The sequence below is a fragment of the Acinetobacter sp. ABJ-A23_2 genome (genome assembly GCF_044538765.1).
GTDB classification, from domain to species: Bacteria; Pseudomonadota; Gammaproteobacteria; order Pseudomonadales; family Moraxellaceae; genus Acinetobacter; species Acinetobacter nosocomialis_A.
The window spans coordinates 33959-52586 of the sequence record NZ_JBIUCP010000009.1; the positions used below are offsets into that span (position 1 = coordinate 33959).

The 18628-nt window shown below is 40.2% G+C and carries 17 protein-coding genes; 12 read left to right on the forward strand and 5 right to left on the reverse strand.

Features of this window, described 5'->3' with window-relative positions; translation table 11 throughout:
- Positions 1–54 precede the first annotated feature (54 nt).
- The 6 genes from ACH63V_RS05070 to ACH63V_RS05095 all read left to right on the forward strand — a co-directional run bounded on the left by ACH63V_RS05070 (position 55) and on the right by ACH63V_RS05095 (position 5563).
- On the forward strand, positions 55–1917 hold the full coding sequence (locus ACH63V_RS05070) for a DEAD/DEAH box helicase (RefSeq protein WP_311069750.1): 1863 nt from the start codon (positions 55–57) through the stop codon (positions 1915–1917).
- A 404-nt stretch (positions 1918–2321) separates the two neighbouring features.
- Positions 2322–3140 (forward strand): ABC transporter ATP-binding protein, encoded by an 819-nt coding sequence (locus ACH63V_RS05075; protein WP_263614668.1) that lies wholly within the window; start codon positions 2322–2324, stop codon positions 3138–3140.
- A complete protein-coding gene (gene mlaE / locus ACH63V_RS05080; RefSeq protein ID WP_004705340.1) occupies positions 3137–3913 on the forward strand; it encodes a lipid asymmetry maintenance ABC transporter permease subunit MlaE in 777 nt (258 codons plus the stop codon). Before ACH63V_RS05075 ends, mlaE begins: the two co-directional genes overlap by 4 nt.
- Positions 3913–4596, forward strand: a complete 684-nt coding sequence (locus ACH63V_RS05085) for an outer membrane lipid asymmetry maintenance protein MlaD (protein ID WP_263614667.1) — start codon at positions 3913–3915, stop codon at positions 4594–4596. Before mlaE ends, ACH63V_RS05085 begins: the two co-directional genes overlap by 1 nt.
- Positions 4597–4622: 26 nt before the next feature.
- Positions 4623–5264 (forward strand): phospholipid-binding protein MlaC, encoded by a 642-nt coding sequence (locus tag ACH63V_RS05090; protein WP_263614666.1) that lies wholly within the window; start codon positions 4623–4625, stop codon positions 5262–5264.
- Positions 5265–5275: 11 nt separating this feature from the next.
- Complete coding sequence (locus tag ACH63V_RS05095) at positions 5276–5563, forward strand: STAS domain-containing protein (RefSeq protein WP_263614665.1); 288 nt, start codon at positions 5276–5278, stop codon at positions 5561–5563.
- Between the two features lie 74 nt (positions 5564–5637).
- On the opposite strand, the gene ACH63V_RS05100 is transcribed toward ACH63V_RS05095, so the two are convergent.
- Positions 5638–6651: a magnesium and cobalt transport protein CorA gene (locus tag ACH63V_RS05100; protein ID WP_263614664.1), complete on the reverse strand. Its 1014-nt coding sequence runs from the start codon at positions 6649–6651 to the stop codon at positions 5638–5640.
- A gap of 157 nt (positions 6652–6808) precedes the next feature.
- Between ACH63V_RS05100 and ACH63V_RS05105 the strand changes: the two genes are divergently transcribed.
- Positions 6809–7390, forward strand: a complete 582-nt coding sequence (locus ACH63V_RS05105; RefSeq protein WP_396462927.1) for a TIGR00730 family Rossman fold protein — start codon at positions 6809–6811, stop codon at positions 7388–7390.
- A gap of 14 nt (positions 7391–7404) precedes the next feature.
- Positions 7405–7803, forward strand: coding sequence for an NUDIX domain-containing protein (locus ACH63V_RS05110; RefSeq protein ID WP_263614662.1), 399 nt, complete (start codon positions 7405–7407; stop codon positions 7801–7803).
- 5 nt (positions 7804–7808) lie between these two features.
- On the opposite strand, the gene ACH63V_RS05115 is transcribed toward ACH63V_RS05110, so the two are convergent.
- Complete coding sequence (locus tag ACH63V_RS05115; RefSeq protein WP_396462928.1) at positions 7809–8444, reverse strand: ComF family protein; 636 nt, start codon at positions 8442–8444, stop codon at positions 7809–7811.
- Positions 8437–10482: an ATP-dependent DNA helicase RecG gene (gene recG, locus ACH63V_RS05120; RefSeq protein WP_396462929.1), complete on the reverse strand. Its 2046-nt coding sequence runs from the start codon at positions 10480–10482 to the stop codon at positions 8437–8439. The genes ACH63V_RS05115 and recG overlap by 8 nt, the downstream gene beginning before the upstream one ends.
- Positions 10483–10502: 20 nt before the next feature.
- Between recG and ACH63V_RS05125 the strand changes: the two genes are divergently transcribed.
- Positions 10503–11330, forward strand: coding sequence for an NAD(P)H-binding protein (locus tag ACH63V_RS05125; RefSeq protein ID WP_174723493.1), 828 nt, complete (start codon positions 10503–10505; stop codon positions 11328–11330).
- A gap of 58 nt (positions 11331–11388) precedes the next feature.
- Positions 11389–12384 (forward strand): putative solute-binding protein, encoded by a 996-nt coding sequence (locus ACH63V_RS05130; protein WP_311069743.1) that lies wholly within the window; start codon positions 11389–11391, stop codon positions 12382–12384.
- Positions 12385–12426: 42 nt separating this feature from the next.
- On the opposite strand, the gene plsB is transcribed toward ACH63V_RS05130, so the two are convergent.
- Positions 12427–15000: a glycerol-3-phosphate 1-O-acyltransferase PlsB gene (gene plsB, locus ACH63V_RS05135; protein WP_311086483.1), complete on the reverse strand. Its 2574-nt coding sequence runs from the start codon at positions 14998–15000 to the stop codon at positions 12427–12429.
- A gap of 275 nt (positions 15001–15275) precedes the next feature.
- Between plsB and ACH63V_RS05140 the strand changes: the two genes are divergently transcribed.
- Both ACH63V_RS05140 and ACH63V_RS05145 read left to right on the forward strand, forming a co-directional pair.
- Positions 15276–16148, forward strand: a complete 873-nt coding sequence (locus tag ACH63V_RS05140) for an acyl-CoA thioesterase II (protein ID WP_311069741.1) — start codon at positions 15276–15278, stop codon at positions 16146–16148.
- A 109-nt stretch (positions 16149–16257) separates the two neighbouring features.
- The gene (locus ACH63V_RS05145; protein ID WP_057069029.1) at positions 16258–17523 is read left to right on the forward strand and encodes a dicarboxylate/amino acid:cation symporter; all 1266 of its coding nucleotides are present in this window, start codon (positions 16258–16260) and stop codon (positions 17521–17523) included.
- Between the two features lie 45 nt (positions 17524–17568).
- Here ACH63V_RS05145 and ACH63V_RS05150 read toward each other — a convergent pair whose 3' ends face one another.
- A complete protein-coding gene (locus ACH63V_RS05150; protein WP_396462930.1) occupies positions 17569–18519 on the reverse strand; it encodes a metal-dependent hydrolase in 951 nt (316 codons plus the stop codon).
- Between the last annotated feature and the right edge of the window lie 109 nt (positions 18520–18628).

The window sequence follows — 18628 nt, forward strand, 5'->3', positions numbered from 1 at the left end:
GATGTCTATTTTGTACTTATTAAAAATGGAGCACCCACTAGGGTGAAACTCTCTATGAGCAAAACTTTTGCCGAATTTTCTTTGCATGAAACCTTACAACAAGCGCTTGAAGGTTTAGGTTTTACTACCCCGACTCCTGTGCAAGAACAATCTATTCCTGCAGCTTTAGAAGGTAAAGACCTTTTAGTTTCTAGCCAGACTGGTTCTGGTAAAACTGCTGCATTCTTGTTGCCGACATTAAATAACTTGGCAGGTCAAGAAACTTTCGTTCCGTTCAAAGAACGCATGAAAGCTGTAACACAACCGAATATTTTAGTAATTTCACCAACTCGTGAATTGGCGCAACAAGTAAGCCAAGATGCAATCGCATTTGTACGTCACATGAAAGGTGTTCGTATTGCTGCCATCATGGGTGGTATGCCGTTTGCTAAACAAATCCAACAGTTAAAAGGCGCGCAAGTTGTTGTTGCAACACCAGGTCGTTTACTTGACTTGGTAAATCGTCGTCAAATTAAATTAGACCAAGTAGATGCTTTAATCGTTGATGAAGCGGACCGTATGCTTGACCTAGGTTTCTCTGAAGACTTAGAAGCAATTAGCGAATTAGCGGCTAACCGTAAACAAACATTAATGTTCTCTGCAACATTTGCTGATCGTATTATTCGTCTTGCAGCATGCATGATGAAAGATCCAATGCGTATCGCAATTGAAACAGGTCATTCAACCAATACAGATATTACGCAAACATTGCATTGGACTGATGGCTTTGAGCACAAGAAAAAATTACTTACTCACTGGTTAAGTGATGAAAACTTAGATCAAGCTGTAGTTTTCGCTAGCACTCAAGAAGACACTGATATGTTGGCTGAAGAACTTGCAGAAGCAGGTCATTCAGTTGTTGCACTTCACGGTGCAATGCCACAAACGGTTCGTAACCGTCGTTTACGTAGTATCCGTGAAGGTCGTGCGAAGATCTTAGTTGCAACTGACGTTGCTGCTCGTGGTCTTGACGTACCAACTATTTCTCACGTAATTAACTTCGGCTTACCAATGAAGCACGAAGACTACGTACACCGTATTGGTCGTACAGGTCGTGCTGGTCGTACTGGTCAAGCGATTACTTTAGCGACTTATCGTGAGCGCGGTAAGATTCGTGCACTTGAAGAATATTTAGAAGCGCGTTTAAGTGTTTCTGAAATTGAAGGCTTAGAGCCATCTCCACCTCCTGCTCGTTCAGGTCGTGACGGTGGTGGTCGTGGTCGTGGCGGCAACGGTGGTCGTGATGGTCGTCGTGGTGGTGGCGGTTTTGGCGGTGGTCGTCGTTTTGAAGGCGAAAGCAACTTCAAACGTCGTGAAGGTGGTCGTGATGACCGTCCACGTCGTAGCTTCGATGACAAACCACGTGGTGATCGTCCATTCGGTGGTGAAGACCGTCCGCGTCGCGAGTTCAATTCTGATCGCCCACGTCGTGAGGGTGGTTTTGAGGACCGTCCACGTCGCGAGTTCAATTCTGATCGCCCACGTCGTGAAGGGGGTTTTGAAGACCGTCCAAAACGTAGCTTTGGTGGTGAAGACCGTCCACGTCGCGAGTTCAACTCTGATCGCCCACGTCGTGAAGGTGGTTTTAACGATAAGCCTCGTTTTGATTCAAATGATGACAACCGTGGTAACCGCGTAGACTATAAACCACGTCGTGAAGGTGGTTTCGGTGACCGTCCAAAACGTAGTTTCGGTGGTGAAGATCGTCCACGTCGTGAAGGTGGTTTTAATGACAAGCCACGTCGTAGCTTTGACGACAAACCACGTGGTGAGCGTCCAGCGTTTGGTGGCGAAGATCGTCCAAAACGTAGCTTCGGTGGTGAAGATCGTCCGCGTCGTAGTTTTGATGATAAACCGCGTCGTAAATTCGACCGTTAATCTTAAAAAGATTTAAAAAAAGGCCAGTTAACATACTGGCCTTTTTTATTTTTCAGTTTTGTTATAAAATAACAAAGTGTGAAATAGTTCAACATTTATTGTAATAATGCGTAAAAGTAAGCGAAAAGAGACTCCATTGGCATGGTTGAGTAAATTATTACTTCAACGTGGTTTGCCATACCTTTTTATTGCACTCGCTTTGTGCAATGGAATCTATTTTGCGTATGCTTTGTTAACTGGCCATTTCGTAGATCAGTTTCAAGTTCTTAATCAATAAATTTCTTTTTAAAATCTAGCTCATATTTATAAATGGGCTTGCTTTTGCTTTTGTCAAAATTACAACAAGATTCCCAAAATTCAGTGTTATAGTATGCGGGCATAAAAGTGCAGGAATGATTGCCATTATGAATAATAAAACTCCTCTCTCGACTCAGTCACTCATTGAAGTGAAAAATTTGAGTTTTAATCGAGGGGAACGCGTCATTTATGACAATATTAGTTTAAATATACGTCGCGGTCAGATTACGGCCATTATGGGACCATCTGGTACAGGTAAAACGACTTTATTACGTTTGATTGGTGGACAACTTGTTCCTGATCAGGGTGAGGTTTTGCTTGATGGTAAAGATATTGCTCAAATGTCACGTCAGGAATTGTTCGCCGCTCGTGCACGTATGGGAATGCTGTTCCAGAGCGGAGCTTTATTTACCGATATGTCGGTTTATGAAAATGTCGCTTTTCCAATTCGTGCGCATACTAAGCTTTCTGAAAATCTCATTGCAGAACTGGTCGCTTTAAAACTTGAATCGGTGGGCTTGCGTGGAACAGAACAGCTTATGCCTACTGAGCTATCAGGCGGTATGAATCGACGAGTTGCTTTGGCTCGTGCAATCGCACTTGATCCAGATTTAATTATGTATGACGAACCTTTTGCAGGGCAGGACCCGATTGTAAAAGGGGTTTTAACGCGTCTCATACGCTCATTGCGAGAGGCACTTGATTTAACCACCATTATTGTCTCGCATGATGTTCCTGAAACCTTATCTATTGCCGATTACATTTATGTTGTGGCAGAAGGGAAAATTCAAGGGGAAGGAACGCCAGAAGAATTGCAAAAATATGCTTCGCCATTTGTAAAACAATTCTTAACCGGCTCGGCAGAAGGTCCGGTTGAATACCAGTTTAGCCACCAAGCTTATTTAGATAACGAGGTTCGTCCATGAATACGATTGCCTGGTTAGGTAGACTCGTTATTGAGCGGATTCGAGGGATTGGTGTTGCGGCACTGATGCTCTTACAGATTATTTTTTCATTACCTTCATCGGGCGGTTTTGGACGTTTCGTCTATCAAATGCATCGTGTAGGGGTAATGTCTTTACTTATTATTACGGTATCAGGTTTATTTATTGGTCTGGTACTCGGATTGCAAGGCTACTCAATATTGGTCAATGTGGGTAGTGAATCAATGCTAGGCACGATGGTGTCTTTAACCCTACTGCGTGAGCTTGCACCAGTTGTTGCTGCTTTACTCTTCGCTGGACGAGCAGGTTCTGCATTAACTGCTGAAATTGGTTCAATGAAACAAAGTGAACAGCTTGCCAGTATGGAAATGATTGGTGTTGACCCTTTAAAGCAAATCGTATCACCACGTCTTTGGGCTGGCATAGTCAGTTTGCCAATGTTAACTGTTATCTTTGCTGCGATTGGTATCGTTGGCGGCAAAATGGTTGGCGTTGACTTTCTTGGCGTTGATGAAGGCTCCTTCTGGAGTGGTATGCAAAATAATGTTCAATTTGGCCATGATGTCGTAAATGGCATCATTAAGAGCATTGTATTTGCTTTACTTTGTACATGGATTGCAGTTTTCCAAGGGTATGCATGTGATCCAACACCTGAAGGTATTGCAACGGCAATGACCCGGACGGTTGTATATTCTTCATTATGTGTTTTAGGTTTTGATTTCGTGTTGACTGCGGTCATGTTCGGAGGGATTTAATGAAATCACGTACTAGTGAGCTGGCCGTAGGTATCTTTGTCATTATCTTCGGTATCGCTTTATTCTTTTTAGCAATGAAAGTAAGTGGTTTGGTAGGTACAAACTTGAGCGAAGGTTACACCATGAAAGCTCAGTTTGATAACGTTAACGGACTTAAACCACGTGCTAAAGTAACGATGAGCGGTGTAACAATTGGTCGTGTTGATTCAATTACGCTTGATCCAGTTACGCGTTTAGCTACAGTAACTTTTGACCTTGATGGAAAACTGACAAGTTTTAATGCTCAGCAGTTAAAAGAAGTTCAAAAAAATGCTTTAGACGAATTACGTTATAGTTCTGATTATACGCAAGCGACTCCAGCGCAACAAAAAACAATGGAACAGCAACTGATCAGTAACATGTCATCCATCACCAGTATTGATGAAGATGCTTATATAATGGTTGCAACCAATGGTTTGTTGGGTGAGAAATATTTAAAAATCGTACCAGGTGGTGGTCTTAACTACCTTAAACGTGGCGATACAATTTCTAACACCCAAGGAACGATGGATTTAGAAGATTTAATTAGTAAATTTATTACTGGTGGTGGCGCAGGTAAAGTTGCCGCTGGTTCATCATCCTCAGCAGAAGAAAAAGCTCCTGCAAGTACTGACAGCAGCGCACAGCCGTCATTTGTTGAGTAAGAGATTATTTGAAGGAGTGGTTCCAGGTGAATACGTTGTTTAAACAAACCCTGACAGCAAGTATTTTGTCTACTATGATTGCAGGTACAGCTTTTGCTGCACCTTCAGAAGCACCACCTGATTTTATTAAGCGTGTTGCTGATGGTTTGATTGCTCGTTTAAAAACAGATCATGCCAAGTTACAAAACAACCCTGCTTTGGTTAAATCAATCATACGTCAGAACTTAGATCCGTATGTTGACTCGCAAGCGTTCACTCGTATTGTGATGGGTACTTATGCGACAAATCAGTATAGTACAGCTGCACAGCGTGCTCAGTTTGAAACAAACTTCCGTAATACATTAATTGAGAATTACGGTAGTGCATTTGCTAAGTATACAAACCAAACTTACACCATGCGTCCTTATAAAGCGACTGCAGGTAAAAACCCTGTTGTGACTTTAGACTTCAACCACAATGGCGACAAAATTCCTGTGTCGTTCCAGTTGGCTGACAAAGGTTCGCAGTGGAAAATCCGTAACATCAATGTTTCTGGTATTGATTTAGGTTTACAGTTCCGCAACCAGTTTGCTGCAACTGTGAAGCGTAATGGTGGCGATTTAAATAAAGCAATTGCTACATTCCAACCTGATGCAGATGCTGCTGTTAATCAGAACAAACAAAAATAAGTAGGTGAAGAGTGGTTCAGTATCTTAACCAAGAGTTAGTTGTTTCAGGCAAAATCGATTTTGAAAATGCTGAACAACAATACCAAGCTGGATTGGCAATTATTAAGAAGCAAACAAGCTTTCCTCTAATTGTTGATTTAAAACAGCTTGAGCATGGTAATACGTTAGCATTGGCTGTATTAGTTCAATGGTTACGTCAGACTCCACAGAAGTCTGGATTAAATTTTAAAAATGTTCCAGAGAAGATGCTGAAAATCATTCAAGCTTGCCATTTGCAAGAAGATCTACATTTGGTCTGATTATGCAAAAATAAAAAAAGCACCTAAATTTAGGTGCTTTTTTTATAGAAATTAATAGATTGTAAGTGCAGACTTTAAATCCATTTTTTCCAGCGGAAGTAAATGATAGGGCCAATAAAAAAGCCAGCAATAATTAATAAGACAGCGATAAAACTACTTTTACCATGAGCAAAAGGCAATACTTCAGTGTTCATACCATAGATACTTGCGATGAGCATCGGTGGCGCTAACATACTTGGTAAGATCGAGAATCGACGAATCGTATCGTTTTGTTCGGTGTTAATGAACCCAGACGTTGTATCAAGTAAGAATCGTACTTTTTGGAATAAGAACGCATCATGTTCTACAAGCGAGCGGACGTCTTCACTGAGCTCTCGAATATCGGCATCATAGATATGACTGCCTAAGGCACGTGGACGAGATAAAAACGTTAAGACACGTCGTAAATCAATTAAACAAAGTTGTGCTTTTCCAAGCATGTCTTCTTGTTGAGCCAAGCGGGTAATCATGTCATCAAGGTCTAAAATCTTCTCACGTTGATGGTTATTGAGAACCTCGGTTGAGTATTTTTCTAGATCCTTGTGGATATCTTCCAAGATATCCGCAAGCTCATCTAGCTTTGCTTCAAGTAAGCCCAATAAAATCCATGTTGGATCTTTATAATCCATTTCGTAGTCATTACGACGAGCTCGAGCACGAAAAGCACGAAAGGCAACTAACTTTTCACCACGCAAAGTAAATAAGCGATCTTTGTGTAAAATGAATGCTACGGTTTGCACCATGGCAAGCATATGCGATGACTCTTCAGCATCACCATCGACCTGATAATTTTTATTTTTCGTTAAAAAATAGGTGCTGATATGCAAAATACCGTCATCATCACGGTAGAATCGAGCAGAAGATGAAATGTCTTCTAGCGATTTTAGTGTAGGTAAGTTCTGATCGTAGGCATCTAAGACCCATTGTTGTTCTTCTTGAGAGGGTGCAATTAGATCAAGCCATACTAATTCGGGATGTAGATCAAATCCACCGTTGATGGTGGCATCTTCCAGACTTCCGCGTTCTGTGGCATAAAAGGCTTCAAGCATGTGTCTTTTTTCCTCACGCAGTCTGATGGAAATCGATGGGTGTATTTTAGACAAGGATTTGCCGAAAAACACTTGCCAATACGCTATTTTGCAAAAAAAAACTCTGTCGATAGTCTAGTTTGTCAGCATGACAGTTCAATAAAACGGTTTTTATACTATGAATTCAATTTGCATTTTCTGTGGTTCATCTCTAGGTTCAGACCCAATCTTTCAACAAATTGCTCAATTAACCGGTCAAATTATTGCCAAACAAGGTAAAACTCTCGTTTATGGCGGTGGCCGTTCAGGTTTAATGGGCGTTGTCGCTGATAGTGCTTTGCAAGCCGGTGGGCGGGTCATTGGCGTCATTCCTCGTGCTTTAGTCGATCGCGAGTTAGCTCATCCCGGACTGACAAGATTATATGTCGTCGAGAATATGCATGAGCGTAAGACCAAAATGGCAGATCTGTCGGACGGTTTTATTGCTTTACCAGGTGGTGCAGGTACATTGGAAGAAATCTTTGAACAATGGACGTGGGCGCAATTAGGTATTCATCAAAAGCCGTGTGCTTTTCTAAATGTAGCGGGCTTTTATGAAGATTTGCTTAAAATGGTTCAAGGAACTGTAGATAAAGGTTTTAGCCAAGCGCGATTCGCTGATAAATTGATCGCATCGGATAAAATCGAGGATATTCTTCAACAATTTGAACAATATCAACCACCAGCTCCAAAATGGGCTAATGCAGACGTTCAACCATAAACGAGGTTAAATAGGTGAAAATAATTACGGTCGCCGCTGCGGTGATCTTAAATGAACACAATGAATTATTGCTTGTTAGAAAGCGTAATACACAAGCTTTTATGCAAGTAGGCGGTAAGCTGGAGCCGAATGAGGCTCCAGAAACAGCCATACAACGTGAAATTTTGGAAGAAATAGGCAGCCCGTGTGTAATAGAACAGTTTATAGGGCGTTTTGAGACAGCAGCTGCTAATGAACCGGACCATACGCTGATTAGCCATTTATATTTGGTTCGATTAAAACAATCTCCACAAATTGCAGCTGAAATTGCTGAAATGAAGTGGGTGAAATTTAATGATTCCGAGACCAAACTTGCGCCATTAACTAAAGAAATTGTAATTCCATGGTGTGAGCAAAACTTATCTACAGTTTGATTATTTTAATACGATGTAGATGAGGCAGCAGCTAGGCAGCTTGCATAAATAGAGGTGCAACCTAGCTGTTTGAGTGCCTGACTTAAAGCGGAAATTGAACTTCCTGTTGTGATTACATCATCAATAATCAACACACGACGGTAGCGTCGTTTTTCTTGAGTTATCGCAACAAATTGCTGTTGAATATTTTCAAATCTTTCAAGTCGAGATAACCCTTTTTGAGAGCGCTCATTTAGGCGCTGTACAGGCTGCCAAACGGGTATTCTTAATTGCTTGCTTAGAAGTTTGGCAAGTAATAAGGATTGATTAAAACCACGTTCCGTTAAACGTTGTTTAGAAATAGGCATCGGTACTATGGCCTGTATTTTAGGAAATTTTATCTGCTGCAAAACTTCAGCAAGTAAGGTTTGGTAATGTAATTTTTGTTCATATTTAAACTGCTGAATTATGCGGTTAATTGGATAGGTATAATGACAGGCCACAAGAACAGATAGATCATTACGCTGAACTGTCTGCTTAAGCCACGGTAGTTGTTCCCAACATTCTTTACAAAGAGAGTATTTGCCCCGTGTTCCTATTTCACATAACAGGCAAGGGGACAATAACTGAAACAGATATTGAGGGTTGAACAACTTAAACATAAGCATATCGTGGTGCTTCAGGAAGCCAGCGCTTCAGGAGGGCATCAGCTTGCTCTGGATAGTTTTTTAGAACTTGTTGTGCGACATAATGCGCTTGACTCAGTAAATGGTCATCTCGTTCTAAACGTGCGACTCTAAACCCCATATCACCTGTCTGTTTTGTTCCTAATAATTCACCCGGACCTCTTAGCTCAAGGTCTTTTTCTGCAATCACAAAGCCATCATTACTTTCTCTTAAAATAGATAGTCTTTCCTGACCATTTTGTGAAAGTGGGGGTTTATAAAGAAGAACACAAAAACTGGCTTTTGCACCTCGTCCGACACGACCACGTAATTGGTGTAGCTGTGAAAGTCCTAGTCGTTCAGCATTTTCAATGACCATAATTGAAGCGTTGGGTACATCTACACCGACTTCAATGACCGTTGTTGCAATCAAGAGCTGTAGTTCGTTATTTTTAAATGCTTGCATGACAGATTGCTTTTCATCAGCTTTCATTTTGCCATGAACTAAACCAATATTAAGTTCAGGAAAGCGCTCTTTCATTTCTTGATAGGTGGCTTCCGCGGCTTGAGCATCTAAAGTTTCGGACTGTTCAACCAGAGTACATACCCAGTAAGCTTGTTTGCCTTCTCGACAATTTGTAGCAATTCGATTTAGCACTTCTTCACGACGATCTAGCGGAATAGTAACTGTCTGAATTGGTGTACGGCCTGGTGGTAATTCATCAATAATGGATGTGTCTAAATCGCCATAAGCGCTCATCGCTAATGTTCTAGGAATTGGCGTTGCAGTCATGACCAATTGATGTGGAGTTAGTTGTTCAGCGCCTTTATTACGTAAGGCTAACCGTTGATCTACCCCAAAGCGATGTTGCTCATCAATAATAACAAGACCTAACTTTGCAAACCCAACATTATCTTGAAATAAGGCATGAGTACCTACAATCAGTTCGGCATGACCTTCTTTAATTTGTTGTTCAGCTTGTGCTCGCGCTTTACCTTTTTGTTTGCCAGATAACCAAGCGACCGTAATGCCCAAAGGTTCAAACCAACGTTTAAAATTTAAATAATGCTGCTCTGCCAAAATTTCGGTAGGTGCCATTAATGCAACTTGCCAATCTGCTTCTAATGCATGACATGCTGCAACTGCCGCAACTAAAGTTTTCCCTGCACCTACGTCACCTTGTACCAAACGCAGCATAGGCTGGTGTTGTTTTAAGTCGCTTAAAATTTCTTTGGATACACGCTTTTGTGCATTGGTCATTTGAAAGGGTAGAGCTTCTAACAGTTTTTTCGCAAGTACTTTGCTGCTTGGGAAAGCGGGCGAGGCAATTTGACGAATATAAGCACGTCGGGTGAGAAGACTAATTTGATGTGCGACCAGTTCTTCAAAAATAAGTCGCTGCTGTGCAGGGTGAGATCCTTCGGCCAATTGGAGCATATTGGCATCGACAGGTGGCTCATGAATGTAATGTAAAGCTTCTTTGAGAGCATACCCATTTGTATATTGCTTAGGGAGTAACTCGGGTAGAGCATCACTATGATGCTTCAACGCCTGTTTAACATATTCGCGTAATTTAGGTTGTGTTAATCCATCAGTACTCGGGTAAATTGCTGTGAGCTGCGTTTTTGGCAGTGGTGTATGTTCATTAATGAGCTGAATTTCTGGATGATAAAGCTCAAGCCCTCGTGCACCTACGCGAACTTCACCAAAAATACGTAAACGGTTACCAGGTTTTATTTTGTCGGTTAAGTTTTTATAAATATGATAAAAACGTAAAGTCACCTTACCAAATTCATCTTGTATTAATGCAGCCATAGATTTACGTTTACCTGGAGGGAAATCAACAGATTTGACTTCACCCTCGAGTAAATAACTACGACCAACCACCAATTGATTCATAGGAATAATGGTACTGCGATCTTCATAATCACGGGGCAGATGAAACAGTAAATCATCTGTGGTAAAAATATTTAGTTTTTCGAGTAGGGCTGCTGAAGCCGATCCAACGCCTTGTAACTGATGGACTGAAGTCATGTCCCCTCAACGAGTTTTCTATGCATATATTATTTATCGGTTATGGTAAAACATCTCAGCGTGTTGCTAAACAACTATTTGAGACAGGACATCAAATTACCACAATCAGCCGCAGTGAAAAAACAGATCCTTACGGGACACACCTTGTACAGGATATTTTTACGCTCGATTTAAGTGAAATTGCGCCTGTAGATGTAGTTTATATTTTACTTTCTCCGGACGATAGTACAGTTCAAGGTTATCAACATACTTATGTGGACAGTATTGAACCTATTCGTCAGGCTTTAAAAGCTCATCCAGTCAAAAGATTGATTGTCGTGTCATCTACGCGGGTATATGGTGAAAATTCTGGTGAAGCGATTGATGATCATAGTGAGATTCATCCGAATGATGCTCAAGGGCATATCCTTCATAATATGGAATTGCTTTGGCAGAAATATTTTCCGTCGCAGTGTGTGATTGTACGTCCTACAGGTATCTATGGTGCTTCGGTCGACCGATTAAAACGAATGGCTGAAAACACACAGACTTATCCAAATATTCACTATAGTAATCGTATTCATATTGATGACTTGGCAAGATTTTTAGCATTTTTAGCCGATTATGAAAAACCGCATAAGAGTTATCTTGTTGCTAATAATGCCCCTGTACCGTTACATGAAGTCATTCTTTGGTTTCAAAGCCAATTAGACTTACCGCTACTTACCTTGGATTCAGCTCATGTTTCAGGTAAAAAAATATATGCGAAACATTTATTTGAAACAGGTTTTCAGCTTGAACACCCGATTTGCTTTAATGACTATTTATTATGTTTAAATGCTCATGGTACAAATCAAAATTTAGACTAAACTTTAAATAACAATAGAAATACCTGAAGAGGCAAATAAATTGCCGATAAAGATAAAAATGTTGAAAGTAAAGAAATTTTGTTTAGCTCTTATTTTGAGTGCAATGTCTGTTGCGAGTTGGGCCGAGGATCAGTTGTGGTGCACATATGATCCTATGGGTACCCAAGGGGATATAACGCGTCGTTTAAATGACATCCGATTATATGCTCAGCAATATAATGTCAAATTTAAAGTTGTCAGTTATCAAAAAGAGCAGCAAGCCATTCAAGCTTTTGATGATGGTAAATGTTCAGGTTTAGCAGCCAGTAACTTTAATACATATCAATACAACCATTTTATGGGAAGTAGCTCTGGGATTGGCCTTATACCTAATAACAGGACTGCTCGAAATTTATTACAGCTTTTAAATCACCCGACAATTGAGAAAAAACTCATTAATCAAGACTATGAAGTGGTGGGTATGATTCCGGTAGGAACTGCCTATATGGTCATGAAAAATAAAAAAATATCAAAAGTGGCACAGCTTAGAGGTCAAAGAGTCGGGGTGTTAGCCAATAATCCGCCACAACAGGCTTTGGTGAGAAGTGTAGGGGCGCAGCCAGTCTATGTTGATTTATCTAATGCGATTGCACAATTTCAGCAAAACAAAATCGATATTATGCCTGCACCGATTTATGGGCTTTTACCTTATAACTTACAGAAAGATTTTGGGCCAGACACTCAGGTGATTAACTTTCCACTGGCTTATTTCGGAGTAAATTTAATTATTAAACCTCAAGCTTATCCTGCCAATTTTGGCCGAAAAATTCGGGCTTGGTTTGTGCAAAATAGCCAATTATTAACGAATCGAGCGATACAGTGGGAAAACCATTTACCTGCCTATTATTGGGTAGATGTTTCTTTTTACGAAAAGCAGAGCTACGACATTATGGTAGCCAAAATACGCAATCAATATGTTCGCTCTGGATATTATGATGCTTACTTTGTTGAGTTGATGAAGCGTTTACGTTGTATCGATGATCCACGTTACTTCGAATGTTCAATGCGTAGATAAAATAAAAGGCAACCTGAGTTGCCTTTTATTTTGAGTAAAATTTTAAGCTTTTTTACGTTTTAAACGACGTTTCGCTTGTTGAGATGCCATTGCTTCAAGAGCTTCTTTTAACTCTTCATCAGTAAAGGTCGTGATGTGTTGCAACATTTGTAATGTTACTTCATCAAGTACTAACTGTGCGCCTGCTGCCATTTGACGGAAATTATCATCAAACTCGATTTGGCCTTGGTCATTTGTGCGAATATAATTTTGCTGAGTTAAAACTTTAATAAAGCTTTGGAACAGTGCTTTGTCAAAGAACTCAGGAGAATTAAACTCATAAAGAACAGATAAACGTTGTCCTAACAAATGACTTAATTCTTCAACTTGTTTTGCTGAGATGTTGCCCGAACCACGTTGAGTGATTAAAGCTAAAGTCATGTAATAACGTTCAAGACTTTGTTTAACAGGTGTTGCTAATACTACAAGTTGATTGTGCTCTTCAGTATTTGGAGCAGAGCTAATCAAGTTACCTTCGTCATCTTGCTGAATAAGGTTGGATTGAACCAATGCATCTGCATATTGCTCAATCTGTTCTTTAAGCTCACTGCTTTGCCACTTAAGGAATAGTTCAGCTTTTAAGAATGGATAAAGCGTATAGATGACATTACTTAAATCAGCACGACTGATTTTACCGTTATGCTCAACAAGCGATGCAACCAATGAAGGTAAAACGAAAGCATGCAAAATGTTATTACGGAAGTATGTAAGCAGAACTGCTTGATTATCTTCAATCGCAATAATATCGCCAAGCGCATGTTGTACACGCTTAATCAATTTAAGCTTTAAGCCGTAAGCAATAATTTCTTTGCCAGATAACGGCGTTACTTCTGTACGCTGATCATAAGGGAAATTCGATGCTAAATTGCGGTAAGCTTCAAGCTGCTTAATACAGATTTCTTCATCAAGCGTATGCTTTGGAGTTGCAAGTAAGATAATAGAGAGTAAAGAAACCGGGTTAATAACTACCGCACGGTTAATATTTTCTAAAATTGCATGTGCAGAGCTATTTACAGCATCTGAAACGGCTTGAGGAATTGGGTCGTCATTTTTCTCGATATAGACATTTTCTGCGTTATGCTGTTTAAGCAAATCATCAAGAAAAACGGGTTCACCAAAGTTAACGTGTACCTTACCGAAAATGCGCTCAATTTTTCGTAATGTTTTAACAATACCAAAAATAGATTCAGCTTCTTTTGGCTTACCTTGCATTTCGCCAACGTAAGTCGAACCTTCCATCAGACGTTCATAACCAATATAAGTTGGTACAAATACAATTGGCTTTGTACGGCCACGTAAATGACTATGAACAGTCATGGCAAGCATACCGGTTTTCGGTGGTAATAAACGACCTGTACGCGAACGACCACCTTCAATAAAGTATTCAAGTGGCGTATTGCGAGAAAGAATGCTGTATAAATATTCTTTAAATACAGTTGTATAAAGACCATTGCCACGGAAAGAGCGGCGAATAAAGAAAGCACCACCACCACGTAAAAGCTGGCCCACGAAAGGCAAGTTCAAGTTGTCACCAGCAGCAATATACGGAACCATTAGGCCGCGTCTATAAATCACATAAGACAATAATAAGTAGTCAATATGGCTGCGATGACACGGTGTATAAACAATTTCGTAATCTTTCGCGAGTTCACGAACGGTACTAAAGTTATGAACTTCTACGCCGTCATAAAGCTGAGTCCATAGGCGTGTTAATGCTAAATCTGCAAAGCGAACTGCTGAGTGTGAGTAGTCAGATACGATTTCATTGACATAACCAATCGCACGACGTTCTGCTTCGAGCATGCTGATTTTGCCGCGAATACTCTCGCGTCGAATAGCCTCTTGCACGTCACGAGACTTTACAACTGACTGCATGACATTGCGACGATCTGATAAGTCAGGACCTAAGACCACTTCACGCTGACGGTCAAGGTAGTCATTTAAAGTACTAACAATATAAGTCGCTGGTGAAAGGTTCGGATAATGCTGTTGAGCATATTCAACGAGGTCACGTAAAGACTGCGGTTCATGGAACTCCAAATAAGATTGGCGACCATGTAAACCGATATTCACAAGCTGCTTAACTGTACTTGGTGTTGCCCATGTATCTGAGAACAAGAGCTTGAACCAAGAGTCTTCTTTATCTGGCGAACGGCCCCATAAAACGGTTACTGGAACCAGTTCTATATCGAGCTCAGGATTTGCCTGTAAAACTTCAATCAGTTTAATTAAGCGAGGTGGAAAAGCATGAGGTGGGGGATTTAACAGGTTATTTTCATCATTATGCTGTAAAAATAAAACTGATGCTTTTTCCTGATGAGAACCGATGACTAACGGATCTAATGCCGGCTTTAAATTTAAACGGCGAGTTTCCCCATCCACCACTAAAGCGTTACTGCGAGAATGGTTTTGTAAGACATAGCACACCACTTTTTGGCGCTCAGTCTTTGCTTCAGTTTCCGCTGTTTCTGATACTGGTTCAGTAGGAACTTCCCCAAGAACATGTGGTGTTACCACGAGGTCAAGTAGCTTACTCGAAAGCCGACGATACATTTGACCAAACCCACTCTTGGACATAAGAACTCCTACTTCTTAAAGACAAATCCCGGCACCAAATGCAGAGGGTAATTATTTTGAGGCATTTATTAAAAAAAACAATATGCTACTTTCTTATAAATTATAATGCTTTTGGTATTTTTTATCGTTAAAAATCGTATTTTTAGCTGTTTTAAGGGCAATGTTCGTCAGAAGTTGACTGATTGTTCCATGTACAAATAGTTTTTTATGGCACAATAGATTCTACACATCTGTCTTTTAATGCCAATTTTGCCTGCAATATGAAGGTATCTCTCATGAATGCGTTAACCCAAGAACTGGTTGAGCTGCTCACTTTAGAAAAGCTTGAAGAAAATATTTACCGTGGCATGAGCCGTAATTTGGTCGGTAAACGTGTTTTTGGAGGTCAGGTTTTAGGTCAGGCTTTACGTGCTGCCTCTTATACAACCGACCGTCCTGCGCATTCAATGCATGCTTACTTTTTATATGGTGGCGACATTAATGCTCCAATCATCTATGAAGTAGATCGTTTGCGTGATGGTAAAAGCTTTGTTAGCCGCCAAGTTCGGGCAATCCAACATGGACGAGTTATTTTCTCGGCAATGGTGTCTTTCGCCAACCCTGAAGAAGGTTTGAACTACCAACATTCAGAACCGGAATACCCAGCTCCTGAGACATTAAAATCGGAAAGTGAGCTTAAAGAAGGTATTCTTAACTTTGTACCAGAAAATGTCCGTGCAAGTTTCATGCGTGAGCGTCATGTTGAAATTCGTCCGATTGATCCAGTCAATCCATTTCAGCCGCAACCCGAAGCTCCCTATAATGCGCACTATATTCGTACCCATGATCGTATTCCAAAACAGCTAGATGACATTGCTTTACACCAAGCAATTGTGGCGTTTTATTCAGACTTCACTTTAATGACTACGGCTTTAAGACCACATGGCTTAAGCTATATTTCTCCAAGTTTGCAATGTGCCAGTATTGATCATGCCATTTATTTCCATCGACCACTCCGTGCTGATGAATGGATGCTTTATGACATGGAGGCAACGGTTAGTGCAGCTTCTCGCGGATTGAATTTTGGCCGTATGTGGCAAAATGGCCAACTTGTATGTAGTACGGTGCAAGAGGGTTTGATCCGTTTGCGCGAAATTGAAACGCAATAAGCTTATTCATAAAGCCATCTCATAAGATGGCTTTTTTATTTTTAATTGAAACGATGTGACAAAAAATTGCTCGTATGAAAAGCAAGCTCATGTCATATTTGCAAAAGGATTGCCAACTGAAAAAAATAATGCTGATATGAACTTAAACACACAAATTCTTATTGCTGCCATTTTAGGCTTAGCCTTTGGTTTTATATTAACGTTGTATCCCGATACTGCGTTTGTAAAACATAGTTTATATGGGTTAGGCATATTAAGTAGTGTCTTTATTGGGCTGCTTAAAATGTTGTTGGTGCCTTTGATTTTTAGCTCGATTGTTGTGGGTGTATCTAATTTGCAGGCGGGAGGGCAGTTAGGTCCAGTCTGGAAAATTACCTTTTTATGTTGTTTGACTACAACAACATTAGCTTTAATTTTAGGTATAAGTTGTGCTCATCTATTTGAAGTAGGACGTGGTATAGATATCTCTATTTTCCAAACGTCTATGCAAAACTATCAGGCACCAGATAGTTTAAATCCTGCAAGTTTTTTCACTAATTTTATTCAAAATACATTAATTAATCCATTTAAAGCATTCAGCGATGGTAACGTTTTAGCCGTTGTGGTGTTTGCACTATTTGTTGGTGTTGCTTTAGTCCATGGCGGTGAGCGTTTTAAAAGTATTCGCTTATTAAGTCATCAATTTTTTGAAATGATGATGATGCTAGTCGGCTGGGTAATGAAGCTAGCACCTTTGGGTATTTTTGCTTTATTAGCAAAGTTAATGGCAACGGAAGATATTTCGGTACTCAGTCGTTTGGCTGAGTTTGCTGTTGTAGTGACAGGGACTACCATTTTTCATGGCGCTGTTGTTTTACCGTTACTACTTTGGATTTTTGGCCGCATGAGTCCTTGGGCTTTTTTCAAAGGAACACGTACAGCGCTAATTACAGCATTTGCAACCAGTTCTAGTTCTGCCACAATGCCCCTTAGTATGAAATGCGCACAGGAAAACTTAGGGGTTCGTCCGCAAACAGCTGGTTTTGTAATTCCTTTAGGTACACAGCTTAATATGGATGGCACAGCACTATATGAAGCAGCTGCTGCATTGTTTGTCGCAAATTTGGTGGGGCTAGACTTAAACCTGACACAACAAATTATTGTGTGTTTAACAGCAATGATTGCATCACTAGGGGCCCCTGGCATTCCAAGTGCTGGTATGGTTACCATGATTATGGTTTTACAGTCTGTAGGTTTACCGGCTGAAGCAATTGCAATTTTACTTCCGATTGATCGCCTATTGGATACGGTAAGAACAGTGGTAAATGTGCAGGGTGATATGATGATTAGTGTGGTTGTTGATCGTTATACAAAAGATAAAGATATCAGTGTCTAATCTCCTAAATAAAAAAGCAGGGTTTTAAATCCTGCTTTTTTATTTTTAAGCCGCTTGTAACTCGGCTCTTTTTGCTGCTGGAGATTGCGATAAATAACTTACCGCATCTTCAGTGCTGCCTTCCTTGACTGGATCATACCAAGGCATGAGGTAATCAATTTGTTGGGCAATCAACCAGATTGGGTTTGGTAAAACCTGATTATCTTTTCTGCTAATTTTATACCACTCTACAGCAACCCATACTGGGAAAAATCTAGATTTAGCAGCATTAGCAAAACGTGGATCTTGTTTCATAATATGTGCAGCGCCATCTACCCATAATCCAAGCACCAGTACAATCACTGCAAGGCTTAAATAGTAGCGTGGAATATATCCACCACCCAAATGGCGATATAAATCAAAAGCAACGGTACGGTGTTCAATTTCTTCTGAACCATGCCATTTAACCAGATCGACCATTTCAGGATCTGCGCCTAATTCTTCCCAACGTTTGTTGTAAAGCGCATATTTACCGAGTACACAGGTCATATGCTCAACAGTTGCAATAACGCCCAAACGGAAAAGGTCCCATTGCCCTTGTAGAAATTGAGGGACTTCTTTGTCGAATGGTTTATCTGCTAAGGCAGTGGTAAATAGATAATTCATAATGTCCAGATTTCTCTGGATATCAATATTACGTGCGCTCAAATATTCTTTATTGGCAGAAGTATGTGCATTTGCGTGCATTGCTTCTTGGCGAATAAATGCTTGAACATCCTGTTTAAGTTTTTCATCGGTAATACGAGGCAAAACTTTGTTATAGAGTCGGCAGAACCAGAACTCTCCAGCAGGCAGGATATTATTAATTTCATTAATAAAATAACTTGCAAACGGTTGGTTTGGAATCCAGTCTACAGGGGTATCTTTCCAGTCAAATTTTACTTTGCGTGGAAGAATTTTATAGTCAATAGAAGAACCTAAAGCCTTGTTCTTCAAAAAAGATAACAATTTCATCATTTAGTCCTGATTTTTAACTCGATGAAGTTATAACGAGTATAAAAAAAGCCCCTACATTTGTGTTTAGCAATAGGGGCCAATTGAATATAAATTTAATGAAGAAATTGTA